Below are 11987 nucleotides of genomic sequence, written 5' to 3'. Positions count from 1 at the left end.
GACAGTTACCGAGATTTTGGGGCTGCTTCGCAACCCAGCGGGAGCGAGCTCCCTCGCCACAGGTTCAGGGGTTACAGGAACATCCCGCCGGATGCTTCAACGCGCTGGCCATTGATCCACTGGCTGCCCGGCGCCAGCAGTAAAGCAATCGCAGCGCCGATGTCATCCGGCTGACCCACCCGACCCAACGCGGTATTGCCGGCAATGTAGCTGTTCACGTCGCTGTTATCGCGCACGGTGCCACCGCCGAAATCGGTTTCGATGGCGCCCGGTGCCAGGGTGTTCACGGAAATGCCGCGGGCACCGAGTTCCTTCGCCTGATAGCGAGTCAGCACTTCCATCGCGCCTTTCATCGCGGCGTAAGCACCGTAACCCGGCAAACTGAAACGGGTCAGACCGCTGGATACGTTGAGGATGCGCCCACCGTCCGCCATCAGCGGCAGCAGGTTCTGGGTGAGGAAGAACGGCCCTTTCAGGTGGATGTTCATCAGCAGATCGAACTGGGCGACGGTGGTGTCGACGAAGTTCGCGGTCAGGCCAATGCCGGCGTTGTTGAGCAAGAAGTCGAAGTGCTGGCGATCAAAACGGCTGTGCAACACATCGGCGACCTGCGTGGCGAAGGCTTCGAAGCGTTCGCTTTGGCTCACATCGAGTTGCAGCATCACCGCCTGAGCGCCGAGGCGTTCGATGTCGGCGACCAGTTCTTGCGCCTCATCGGCCTTGCTGTTGTAGGTGCCGATTATGTCGACGCCTTGGGCGGCCAGATGCAGGGCTGCGTTTTTGCCGAGGCCGCGGCTGGCGCCAGTGATCAGTGCGATTTTACGGTTCATGGGACTTCCTCAAAGGTGGTGAGTGACGGTGTAGAGGAAGTTTATTTATCCGCCCTGAAGTGATAAACAGGATGAAATCGGAATCACTGGTCGGTTAATCCGAACAATACATGGGCGGCTCATGAACAAGCTGGAACTGCTGCGCACCTTCGTTCGCGTCAGCGAAATGTCGAGTTTTACTCTGGCGGGGGAGAGCCTGGGTCTGCCCCGGTCCACGGTGTCCGATCACGTTCAAGCGCTGGAAACGCTGCTGGGGACACGCTTGCTTCAACGCACTACGCGCCGGGTCCAGGCGACTCAGGACGGGCTGGTGCTGTACGAACGCAGCAAGGATTTGTTGTCGCACATGGACGACATCGAGGGCCTGTTTCGCCAGGACCCGGCCTCGTTGGTCGGGCGGATTCGCATCGACATGCCGAACTTTCTGGCCCGCCAGGTGGTGATGCCGCAACTGCCGGAATTCATGGCGCGCCACCCCCACCTGGAACTGGAAATCAGCACCACTGACCGGCGAGTCGATCTGCTTCGGGAGGGTTTTGATTGCGTGTTGCGCGTGGGGTCGCAGCCGGACCAGTCGGTGGTCGCTCGTCGCGTGTGTGATTTCGCCATGGTCAACTGCGCGAGCCCGGCATACTTGGCGCGCTACGGGATTCCCGAAACACTCGAAGACCTGGCGCAGCACCGGATGGTGCATTACGTCGGCGTATTGGGTTCGCGGTCGGACGGCTTTCTGTACGAGGTGGAAGGCAAGCCCCGGCAACTGCCGATGGCGGGCAGCGTGACGGTCAACAGCACCGATGCTTATGAGCTGGCGTGCGTGGGGGGATTCGGACTGATTCAGGCGCCGGTCAAGGGCATGCAATCGCACTTGAACAGTGGTGATCTGGTGGCGGTGCTGCCGCAGTTCAGCGCACCCTCGATGGAGGTCTCGCTGCTCTACGCCCGGCAACGGCATTTGCCGCTGCGGGTGAGGGCGTTCATGGACTGGCTGGCCAATGTCATCCAGTCCACAACCTAACCGCCCTTGTAGGAGCGAGGCTTGCCCGCGAAGAACGATAACGCGGTCTGACCGAATGACCGGGTTATCGCTCTTCGTGGGCAAGTCGGATTGCCGCACCACTCGCGCCTACAGGGTTATGTGTGGGGCTAGAAGATTTGGGTGAACAACCAATACAGGCTGCCTGACAGCACAATCGCCGCCGGCAAGGTCAGCACCCACGCCATCAGCAGGTTGCGGATGGTCTTCATCTGCAAGCCGCCGCCGTTGGCGACCATGCTCCCGGCCACGCCCGAGGACAACACGTGAGTGGTCGACACCGGCAAGCCGAACATGTCCGCCGCGCCGATGGTCAGCATGGCCACGGTTTCCGCCGAGGCGCCTTGCGCGTAGGTCAGGTGAGTCTTGCCGATCTTTTCGCCGACCGTCACCACGATGCGCTTCCAGCCGACCATCGTGCCCAGCCCGAGCGCAATCGCCACCGCGATCTTCACCCACAGCGGAATAAAGCGCGTCGAGTTGTCGATCTGTTGCTTGAACAGTTGCAGCTTGCCGGTGGTGTCGGCGTCAAAGTGGCCGACTTTGTTCTTGTCCATCAGGCGAATGGTTTCGCTGGTCAGGTACATGTCGTTACGCACGTTGCCCACGGCTTCGGCCGGTACTTTGGACAGCGAGCCATAACCCTTGACCTCTGCGCCGATACTGCCCGTAAGGGCGGCGAGGGCCGGGATCAGTTGCGGTGTGGCTTCCTTGCTGCGCACGTATTCAGAGAGGATCGGGCGCGGATCGGCGGGGGCCGGCATCGGCACGCTTTTGACCAGCGCTTGCTGGGTGACTTCGGCGACGGCGGCGAACTGCAGCGCCTGATCGGCCGGCATGGTGCGGTTCAGCGCATAGGCCATCGGCAGCGTGCCGACCAGAATCAGCATGATCAGGCCCATGCCTTTTTGGCCATCGTTGGAACCGTGGGCGAACGAGACCCCGGTGCAGGTCACAATCAACATGCCGCGAATCCACCACGGCGGTGGCGTGTTGCCGACGGGCGCCTTGTACAGCGCGCGGTTCTTGACGAACGCACGCAAGGCCAGCAACAACAGCGCGGCAAAACCGAAGCCGACCAGCGGCGACAACAGTAACGCATAGCCGATCTTGGTCGCTTGAGCCCAGTCCACGCCGCTGGTGCCATCGTGGCCGTGCATCAGGGCGTTGGCCACGCCGACACCGATGATCGAACCGATCAAGGTGTGCGACGACGAGGCCGGCAAGCCCAGCCACCACGTGCCGAGGTTCCACAGGATCGCCGCGATCAACAGGGCGAAGATCATCGCGAAACCGGCGGAGGAACCGACTTGCAGAATCAGTTCCACGGGCAGCAGGGCGATGATGCCGAACGCCACCGCGCCACTCGACAGCAGCACCCCGAGGAAGTTGAAGAACCCGGACCAGGCCACCGCGAAATTCGGCGGCATCGAGTTGGTGTAAATCACCGTGGCCACGGCGTTGGCGGTGTCGTGGAAACCGTTGACGAACTCAAAGCCCAGGGCGATCAGCAGCGCCACGCCCAACAGCAGAAACGGCGTCCAGGTGGTGACCTCCGTGCCGAGTTCGCTCATGTCGTGCATCAGGCTGTAGGCGGTGAACAACAACCCACTGGCCAGCACTCCGAAAAACACCACGAGGGTGAGCAGGCTGGGTTTTTTATCGAGTTGAGGCCTGGCACTGCGGGCGGGAGCCTGGGTTTGGGCGGTGTAGGAGGGCGTAGCCATGACAGACAATCCTGAGGAAGGAAGGAGTGTCTGTCATGATCGTTGCCAAATGTTACAGGGAAACTGCCCTAGATCAGGGTTTGGTTTTTTTGCTGATCCGTTAATCAGAATTCACCCGGTCCCTGTAGGCGCGAGGCTTGCTCGCGAAAGCGGTGTATCAGGTAAAACGCCTTCGCGGGCAAGCCTCGCTCCTACAGGGGATGGGGTGAAGGCTCAATAATCCTGGCGCTTGCGAAACGCCCAACGCCCCGCAATCACGGTAAACGTCGCCACCAGTGCCACCAGAATCCAGAACCCCTCCGGATCCCCCGACAACGGCACCCCACCCACATTCATGCCAAAAAAACCGGCAATGATGTTGATCGGCAGCGCCAGCACCGTCACCACGGTCAGGGTGAACAGCGTGCGGTTGCTCTGCTCGTTCAGGTTGGCCGCGATCTCTTCCTGCAACAGCTTGATCCGCTCACCCAGCGCCGTGAGGTCGTTGATGATCAGCGCAAATTCCTCGGTGGACTTGCGCAACTCCTTCACGTCTTCCTTCTGCAACCAGTGCGGCGGCCGGTTGAGCAATCGCAACAACGAACCGGGCTCCAGCGCCAGCAGCCGTTGCAGGCGCACCAGCACCCGGCGATTGGCACCCAGTTCCGCACGGTTGGTCGACAGCCGCGAGGACAGCAATTCATCTTCGATCTGATCGACACTGAGGCTGGTCTTGCGCACGATCTGGGTCAGTACCTCGCCCTGATCGCGGAGCAAATGCACCAGCAATTCCAGCGGTGAACGAAAGCACTCGCCGGCCTTCACCGACGAGCGCAGCTTGTCCACCGAGTGCAGCGGTTGCAGGCGGGCGCTGATGATCAGCCGGCTGCGGGCGCACACCCACAGCGTCGACACATCCGACGACACCATGCTGCTGAGGTTGAACACCACATCGTTGACCACCGCCAGCAACGCCGAATCCACATGCTCGATGCGCGTGGATCGAGACCCTTCGTGCAAGGCTTCGAAAAACTCGTCCGGCAATGCCAGATGGCTTTTCATCCAGCGCTCGCACGCGGCATGCGCCAGGTTCAGGTGCAGCCACAGGAATTCATCGCTCTCGTCCGGCTGTTGCAGGTATTGCAGCGCTTTCGCCGAATCAATCTCCCGACCCCGCTCACCGGGGCGAAAGCTGAAACCGTAGAGCAGACCGAACAGGTCCGGGTCGCGATGGCTTTGGTCGATGCTGTGGTTCATTGGGGCTCGCAAGGGGAGGCGCCTGTCGCAGGTTTTACAGGTCACTTGAGCCGCATCATCGCAACTGTGGATGACGTTTTTGTGACGAAAAAATAACCGCAAACGATTGCATTGCCGGTGGTCGGAATAGATTCAAGAACCGCTCTGGCCCGCCGATCTTGCTTAAGTTACCTTGCGCGGCTTCGGCCATGAGCCAAGTTTCAGACAGGGATGTCCGGACACCTTTCACGCTGTGTTTGCCGCGTGTCTCACCCCCTGTCATGAGTATCACTCGATGCTGCAAAAATCCCTGAGAGCACAAATTCTCGCCCTGTTGAGCGGCAGCCTGTTGGCGGTACTGTTGATCGCCCTGGCTTGCTTTCACTTTCTGTCCGGCGGCGTTCAGAGCTACGCCAACCTGATTGAAGGCCCGCTGCACACCTCGCAGTTGATCGATGAAGCCAACCTGCAATTCAAGGTGCAGGTTCAGGAATGGAAAAACGTCCTGCTGCGTGGCAAGCAACCGGCCGACCTGGACAAGTATTGGAAACAGTTCGAAGACCGTCAGCGCGATGTGCAGAGCATTCTCGGTGAGCTGGCTGTGCAAAAAGGTATCGATACGCAACTGAAAACCCGCATCGAACGCCTGCGTGACGAACACCGTTTGCTGGGCGCTGCCTATCAGAAGGGCCGTGACGCCTACGTGGCGGCGGGCGCCGACCCGACGGCAGGCGACGCGGCGGTCAAAGGTGTCGACCGTGCGACCAGTGAACAGATGACCGAGTTGGTCAGCGAATTGCGCAAGCAGGGTGTCGAGCAGTCGAAGCAAATCAGCGCCGAAGCCGATCGCACCGTGTTGCTGGGGCTCATTGTGATGCTCGTCTCGGGGCTGTTGATCGGGCTCTTGAGCCTGTGGCTGGTCAACCGCAACCTGATTGAACCGATTCGCAAACTGATCGAGTACGTCGCGCAACTCAGCCAGGGCAAGTTTGCCGATCGCGTGGCCAGCACCCGTCAGGATGAGCTGGGTAAATTGGCGGTTGCGGCCAACACTTTGCGTGATTTCCTCGCCGAAACGTTCAGCCGTTTGCAGCGCAGCGCCAAGGACCTGGACAGCGCCAGCAGTGAGCTGAACTCGATCGCCAGCCTCATGACCAGCGGCACCAATGAGCAGTTCAACCGCACCGATCAGGTGGCCACGGCGATGAACGAAATGTCGGCCACCGCACAGGAAGTCGCCCGTCACGCCGCCGATGCCGCACGCGCCGCCGACGATGCCGACCAGTCCGCCCAACACGGCGAAAAAGTCATGCAGGGCACCATTCACACCATCACCCGTATGCGCGGCGAAATCGCCAACACCGCCACGGTCATCCGCCAACTGGAAACGGACAGCGGACGCATCGGCAAGGTGCTCGAAGTGATTCGCGGTATCGCCGAACAAACCAACCTGCTGGCGCTCAACGCGGCCATCGAAGCGGCCCGTGCCGGTGAAGCCGGACGCGGTTTTGCGGTGGTGGCCGATGAAGTGCGCAGCCTGGCCCAGCGCACGGCGGCGTCGATCATCGAGATCAACCAGATCATCCAGACCGTGCAAACCGGTGCGGTGGACGCGGCTCAGGCGATTGAAAGCGGCCAGTCGCGCAGCGAAGAAAGCGTCGAGCAAGTGACCCAGGCCGGCGCCATGCTGGAGCGGATCACCCATGCCGTGGAAGCCATCCGCGACATGAACCGCCAGATCGCCACCGCCGCCGAAGAACAGACCTCGGTGGCCGAGGACATCTCACGCAACCTCACTGAAATCACCAGCATCGCCAGCACCAACCTGGACAACGTGCAGCGCACCGAAGCGGCCGGCCGTCATTTGCATGGGTTGTCGGGGCAGTTGAATGAAGTGACGGCGCGTCTGAGCGCGTAACGGAAACGGCGGCGTATCAGGTCGGTTACCGAGTCGGTACGCCCGTCGCTCTCGGATCCATAAGGGTTATGCCGCTGGTCGGGCGCCTGGCATTTTGGTTCGGTTTTACGGAGCACCTGTTAGTTCTGACAGTAGACGATTGCCGTGCACGAGCGTTTGATAGCGCTATCAGCGCAGTGGCGCTGCTGTATTCACAAGGAGCGTTTTTATGTCTATGGATCTGCAATTAAGTCGTTTGAAAGTAGAAGGGGTTGACGATGGCGAACTCACCGAACCAGTAGGCGAAAATGGATTGCGGACGCTAGTCGAAGGCAACCAGAACTACAACAAAGGGGACAAGCTCGAAGTGATCTGGAATGACGTGTCGGTGTTCACGCATACAATCACGGAGGTTGAAGAGGTGGCAGGTGTGCACTTTTACATTGAAAAACAGTTCATTAAGCTTGGTCCCGTGAAGGCGAATTACACGCTAGCCGACGACTCTGGAAATGTCGCTGTATCGCCCGATTCTAACTTCAACGTCATTGCTGCGACTTAAGCTTTTCCCGGAACTGTCTGCACCGGAAAGCTGAAAACAAACTGCGTGCCTTCCTTCGTTGTCGAGCGCACTTCCAGCTTTCCACCATGGGACTGCGCAATCTGACTGGCGATGTACAACCCCAACCCGAGGCCGGTCTGCGGTGTTCCGCGGGCCGGTCGCGCGTAGGGGCGAAACAGATGGGGCAACGCGTCCTCGGCGATGAGCCCCTGATTCGTCACGCTCAGCACGAACTGCCCGTCGTGGATCTGCGCGCTCACGTCTACCGAGCCCTCGGGATCGCCGTGGGCAACGGCGTTCGCCACCAGATTGGAAAGCAATTGCGCGACCCGCTCGCGATCGCACTGAATACCGTGCAGCTCGCCAATGGACATGCGAAGGGTGCGTTGGGGATAGATGTTCTGGACTTCTGAAATCACGTGCCGCAAGGCGTCGCCCAGGTCCGGGCACGGTGCGATGTCCACCGGAATACCACTGCCCAACGAACCACGAGCGAAATCCAGCACATCATCGACCAGTCGGGTCGCGCGCCGGGCACTGGTCAGAATGTGCCGGGCCCGTTGCTGATTCGCCGGGTCGGGAAGCTTGCGCAAGAGCATTTCGGCGCCGGCACTGATCGCGAACAACGGGTTGCGCAGGTCATGGCCGAGCACGGCGATGAACTGTTCGCGCAACGCGGTGTTTTTGCGTTCCGCCATCAATGCCGCTTCGGTTTTTTGCAGGTTCTCTTCCGCCTCGATCTGCAACGCCAGCATTCGCGCAAAGGATTCCATGGTGCTCTGGATCGTGCTGGATTTGAGCGATGCAGGATTGGGATCAAGGGCGCAGATGGTGCCGAAAAAGCGTCCGTCGGGGCGAAAGATCGGCACCGAAATATAGCTTTCGAATTGATAGAGGCGAGGCGTGTGGTGATCGCGGTAAAGCGGGTCTTCACTGGCCTTGTCGATCACCACCGACTGATGCGCCTGGCGAATTTCGTGGCACAAGGTGGTGACCACCTCCAGCTCGCCGCCGACCTGCAAGCCGAAGTTCAGCTGATCGAGTACGGCGCAAGCGGTCCACGAGTCTTCAGTGACACGCGCCACCGCAGCGAAGCGCAGCCCCGTCAATTCACGGATCACCTGGAGAATCGCCGGCACCGCGCTGATCCGGCCGATCGTGGCGATGTCTGCTGCCGCTGTTTGCCCCATCTCAATCCATCTCTACATAATCACCGTTGAGGGATTCTAGCGGGCTACCGCCGAGTTGGCGCGTGTTGATTATGCGAATCCGGCATGCAAAAAAGCCGCACGATCCGAAGATCGTGCGGCTTTGTTTGATACGGGTATCAGGTGTCTTGTTTGTCGCTCAGGACTTTGCCGGTGGTGGCATCGAAGTCCACGTCGAATTCTTTGCCGTCAGCGGTTTTCAGTTCCACTTCGTACTCGTAGTTGTTGAAGTGGTTGTCCAGATCCGTGTCGGTGATGGTCGAGCCTGGGTGTAGTTTCAGAGCCGCCTGGTTCATTTCTTCCAGTGGCTTGATCTTGCCGCTCTTGACCAGCTCAGGGATCTGGTCGACACGAACGTCAGCCTGAGCCAGGCCAGCGGTGAGGGTCAGGGCAGCAGCGGTGAACAGGGCAGTCAGGGTTTTCATGGGTTCATTCCTTGGGGTGATCTGTTTAAGTGAGTCCAGATTAACTGTGGCAACTTAATTCACCCTTAATTCCAATCACCGTGTCGTTTGGAAGATTTCGCGAGCAAGTCGGCTTGCCGCATCACTCGCTCCTACGGGATTTGGGGCGGTCGCATTATTTGTGATCGACTCAGAACCCGTAGGAGCGAGTGATGCGGCAATCCGACTTGCCCGCGAAGAAGATGACGCGGTGTCGTGTCAGCTAGCGATCAGTACCCGTTGTTCTGCAGCAACTGCGCCACCGTCCCGGCCGCCGGGCGCTTGTAGAACTTCAGCAATTCACTGGCGCGGTTGGTGAAGATGCCATCGACGCCGGCGTCCATGACTTTCTGGTAATCAACCGCTTCGTCGATGGTGTAGGCGTGCACCAGCAGGCCTTGATCGTGGGTGTACTGGTTCATCCACGGTTTCACCAGGTCCGAATAGCTCTGATCGCCACCCTTGGTCAACGCGGCCGAAGGACCGGTGCCGATCGCACCCTGGGCCTTGGCGTACTCGACCCATTGCTGGAATTCGGCTTTGTCTTTCGGTTCCTGTTTGGCGTAGTAGGTGGCCTTGTCCTTGTCGCCGGACTCGGCAAACGTCACTTTGGACTTAGGCTCGATACTGCCTTCGCCGACCCACAGCAGCAGGATCTTCGGCACTTGCGGCATTTCCTTCTCAAGCAGTTCGAGGCTGCTCTTCTCGAAGGTTTGCAGCACGACCTTGCCCTTGCCCTGGCCGACCGCCAGATTGCTTTTCGCCAGTTTGGAACCGGCCGGGCTCAGCCAGCCGCGATCCTGCAATTTGTCCTTGAGGTCGCGTTCGAGGCCGGGGAATTGCTTTGGCTCTTTGGTTTCGATGTACAGGCCGGGCTTGTGCAGCGGATTGCCCTGGGCGATGTCGATGATTTCGTCGAGGGTCAGGATCTTCAGGCCGACGAAGGACGGACGTGCGCGATCCGGGTACGCGGCGTTGAACCAGCTGCCGGCATCCAGGGTTTTCAGTTCGGCGAGGGTGAACGCGTTGGCCGGGCTGTCCTTGCGATCAGGGAATTTGGTGGCAACGTCGGTGGTGCGTTGCAGGTTGTTGTCGTGCAGGGCGAACAGCACGCCGTCCTTGCTGCGTTGCAGGTCCAGTTCCAGGTAATCGGCGCCCAGATCACGGGCCAGTCTGTAAGACGCCGCCGTGGATTCCGGTGCATCGTAGGATGCGCCGCGGTGGGCGATGACCGCCGGGTGCGGGATGCCCAAACGGGTGGCCAGTGCAGTCGGGCTGGGCTCGTTGGCGGCCTGTGCCTGGCCGAAGCCCAGCAGCATGCTCAGCAGCAGGGCGCTTTTGGTGAAGGTAACAGGCATGGTCGAGGTCCTTTCGCGTTGAATTTTCAAAGACGTCTCTTTTAACAACTGAGCGCCGCCAGCGCTATCGCCAGACCGACATAAACGTGTTTAAAGCAGATTTTTTCAGCGCTTTTGTGCGCTTCTTTGCAGTACTCTTGGCCCCGGCGTTTCCCCGGCAGAGGGAAATCCGAATGCCTGTCCTTGCGTGTAAACCATCGTTCACCGGTCGTTAACGACCTTTTGTGAGGTTTATATGCGCATCACTTCCGAGCTTATCTGCCAGGCCGCCGACCAACTCAAAGGCTTCGTTGGCCTCAATCGCAAAACTGGCCACTACATTGTGCGTTTCAGCGAAGACTCGTTTGGTATGGACGTGGCGGATGACGGGATCATTCCCACCAGTGAATTTGTCTGGGCGCCGGGGCCTGGGCAGGCCATGACGCTCAAGCGTGAGTTGATTCAATTGTTGCTGGATCAGAATATTGATGACCGGATCAATGTGACCGAGCCGTTGCGGGTTTACATGAATCGGCGGGAAGTGCCGGAGATTTCGGCGGTGCGGAGTCTGGTTCGGGGCTGAAGTTTTGCTGTGTCTGGACTGGCCTCTTCGCGGGCAAGCCTCGCTCCTACAGAGGGCACCGACAAACTGTAGGAGCGAGGCTTGCACGCGAAGGCGGCCAGAAGAACACCGCATCATTTTACGGCCTTGAACCCATACGCCCGCTCAACCTTGCACACCCGCGTATGACACGTCGAATACCACGTCGACCGCCCCCGCTCACGGATCGCACGGTGCTCAGGATGATGTTTCCACGCCAGAATCGCCGCCTCGCTGGCCCAGTACGACACCGTAATCCCCAACCCATCCTCACCCCGAGCCGACTCAACACCGAGAAACCCCGGCTGCTCACGGGCCAGTTCCAGCATGCGTTCGGCGGCCTCGGCGTAGCCTTGATCACCGTCGGTGCGCAGCGAGGTAAAAATCACCGCGTAGTACGGCGCTGATGGCGTATCGGCAATCATGGCTGTTGCCTTTTGCAGGCTTCGACCAACGCCCGGGCCAGCGGCGGTAGCGTGCCGTTGAGCGCGGCGCGTTCGGGCTGGAACAGGGTGGCGACGAAAAACGGATGACCCTGGAGCTCCACCGCCCGCAGGTCGCCGGTCGAGTCATGGCCAACGGCGCACAACTGTTGGCTCAATAACTCACGCTCGAACGCCGGGTTCACGCCATAGCGGCAGCGATATCCCTCAAGGATCTCGGCGCTTTCGTACACGTTGGCGATCAACGAGCCTTCAACCAGGCGAATGCTGTCCGTTGCTTCCACCAATGAGCAGGTCAGCGGCGTGAGTAATGCGCGTGCTGCACCGGGATGGGTTTCGCCGTGCTCGGCGTCTTCCCAACCCAATACGTTCCGAGCGAACTCAAGCACCGCGTGTTGAAAACCGCCGCAGGTGCCGAGGAACGGTCGCTGCTGCTCACGGGCAAAACGGATCGCCCGCAACGCGCCGTCCATGTCGCGGTAAGGGCTGGCGGGCACGCACCAGAAGCCGTCGAAGTGGTGTAACGGGGTGGCGGCGTTTATGTGATCGGTGGTCAGCCACTGAAATTGCACATCCACGTTCAGGTGTTCGGCAGCCATGCCGAGCGCCACGGGAATGGCTTGGTGGGCGGTGACCTGTGGGTCGTAGTCACCGATAAGGGCGATGCGCAGGGCGGTGTTTTCCATGAGTG

12 protein-coding genes are annotated in these 11987 nt (G+C 60.0%); 4 read left to right on the top strand and 8 right to left on the bottom strand.

What is annotated here, in order from left to right:
• Positions 1-71: 71 nt before the first annotated feature.
• A complete protein-coding gene (locus tag JIO00_RS22240; RefSeq protein ID WP_200666851.1) occupies positions 72-830 on the bottom strand; it encodes an SDR family NAD(P)-dependent oxidoreductase in 759 nt (252 codons plus the stop codon).
• A gap of 121 nt (positions 831-951) precedes the next feature.
• On the opposite strand from JIO00_RS22240, the gene JIO00_RS22235 reads away from it, so the two are divergent.
• The gene (locus tag JIO00_RS22235) at positions 952-1848 is read left to right on the top strand and encodes a LysR family transcriptional regulator (RefSeq protein ID WP_102594210.1); all 897 of its coding nucleotides are present in this window, start codon (positions 952-954) and stop codon (positions 1846-1848) included.
• Positions 1849-1976: 128 nt separating this feature from the next.
• Here JIO00_RS22235 and JIO00_RS22230 read toward each other — a convergent pair whose 3' ends face one another.
• The gene (locus JIO00_RS22230) at positions 1977-3593 is read right to left on the bottom strand and encodes an inorganic phosphate transporter (RefSeq protein ID WP_010457300.1); all 1617 of its coding nucleotides are present in this window, start codon (positions 3591-3593) and stop codon (positions 1977-1979) included.
• A 213-nt stretch (positions 3594-3806) separates the two neighbouring features.
• Positions 3807-4829, bottom strand: a complete 1023-nt coding sequence (locus JIO00_RS22225) for a transporter (protein ID WP_010457297.1) — start codon at positions 4827-4829, stop codon at positions 3807-3809.
• A 274-nt stretch (positions 4830-5103) separates the two neighbouring features.
• Between JIO00_RS22225 and JIO00_RS22220 the strand changes: the two genes are divergently transcribed.
• Positions 5104-6726 carry a methyl-accepting chemotaxis protein gene (locus tag JIO00_RS22220; RefSeq protein ID WP_200666850.1) on the top strand — a complete coding sequence of 541 codons (1623 nt, stop codon included), beginning with the start codon at positions 5104-5106 and terminating at the stop codon, positions 6724-6726.
• Between the two features lie 208 nt (positions 6727-6934).
• Positions 6935-7264 (top strand): hypothetical protein, encoded by a 330-nt coding sequence (locus JIO00_RS22215; protein WP_200666849.1) that lies wholly within the window; start codon positions 6935-6937, stop codon positions 7262-7264.
• On the opposite strand, the gene JIO00_RS22210 is transcribed toward JIO00_RS22215, so the two are convergent.
• The 3 genes from JIO00_RS22210 to JIO00_RS22200 all read right to left on the bottom strand — a co-directional run bounded on the left by JIO00_RS22210 (position 7261) and on the right by JIO00_RS22200 (position 10273).
• Positions 7261-8454 carry a GAF domain-containing sensor histidine kinase gene (locus JIO00_RS22210; protein WP_200666848.1) on the bottom strand — a complete coding sequence of 398 codons (1194 nt, stop codon included), beginning with the start codon at positions 8452-8454 and terminating at the stop codon, positions 7261-7263. The two genes, JIO00_RS22215 and JIO00_RS22210, sit on opposite strands and share 4 nt — an antisense overlap.
• Before the next feature lie 137 nt (positions 8455-8591).
• Positions 8592-8897 carry a PepSY domain-containing protein gene (locus JIO00_RS22205; RefSeq protein ID WP_200666846.1) on the bottom strand — a complete coding sequence of 102 codons (306 nt, stop codon included), beginning with the start codon at positions 8895-8897 and terminating at the stop codon, positions 8592-8594.
• A gap of 248 nt (positions 8898-9145) precedes the next feature.
• A complete protein-coding gene (locus JIO00_RS22200; protein ID WP_154501429.1) occupies positions 9146-10273 on the bottom strand; it encodes a glycerophosphodiester phosphodiesterase in 1128 nt (375 codons plus the stop codon).
• A gap of 235 nt (positions 10274-10508) precedes the next feature.
• Between JIO00_RS22200 and JIO00_RS22195 the strand changes: the two genes are divergently transcribed.
• Positions 10509-10835 (top strand): DUF2025 family protein, encoded by a 327-nt coding sequence (locus tag JIO00_RS22195; RefSeq protein WP_010457284.1) that lies wholly within the window; start codon positions 10509-10511, stop codon positions 10833-10835.
• Between the two features lie 113 nt (positions 10836-10948).
• Here JIO00_RS22195 and JIO00_RS22190 read toward each other — a convergent pair whose 3' ends face one another.
• Both JIO00_RS22190 and JIO00_RS22185 read right to left on the bottom strand, forming a co-directional pair.
• Positions 10949-11278: an antibiotic biosynthesis monooxygenase family protein gene (locus JIO00_RS22190; protein ID WP_077748667.1), complete on the bottom strand. Its 330-nt coding sequence runs from the start codon at positions 11276-11278 to the stop codon at positions 10949-10951.
• Complete coding sequence (locus JIO00_RS22185) at positions 11275-11982, bottom strand: CTP synthase C-terminal region-related (seleno)protein (protein WP_200666844.1); 708 nt, start codon at positions 11980-11982, stop codon at positions 11275-11277. The genes JIO00_RS22190 and JIO00_RS22185 overlap by 4 nt, the downstream gene beginning before the upstream one ends.
• Positions 11983-11987: the final 5 nt, after the last annotated feature.

This window comes from Pseudomonas sp. SW-3 (assembly GCF_016615645.1).
GTDB classification, from domain to species: domain Bacteria; phylum Pseudomonadota; class Gammaproteobacteria; order Pseudomonadales; family Pseudomonadaceae; genus Aquipseudomonas; species Aquipseudomonas mandelii.
This window is presented reverse-complemented; position numbering and strand designations above follow the sequence as displayed.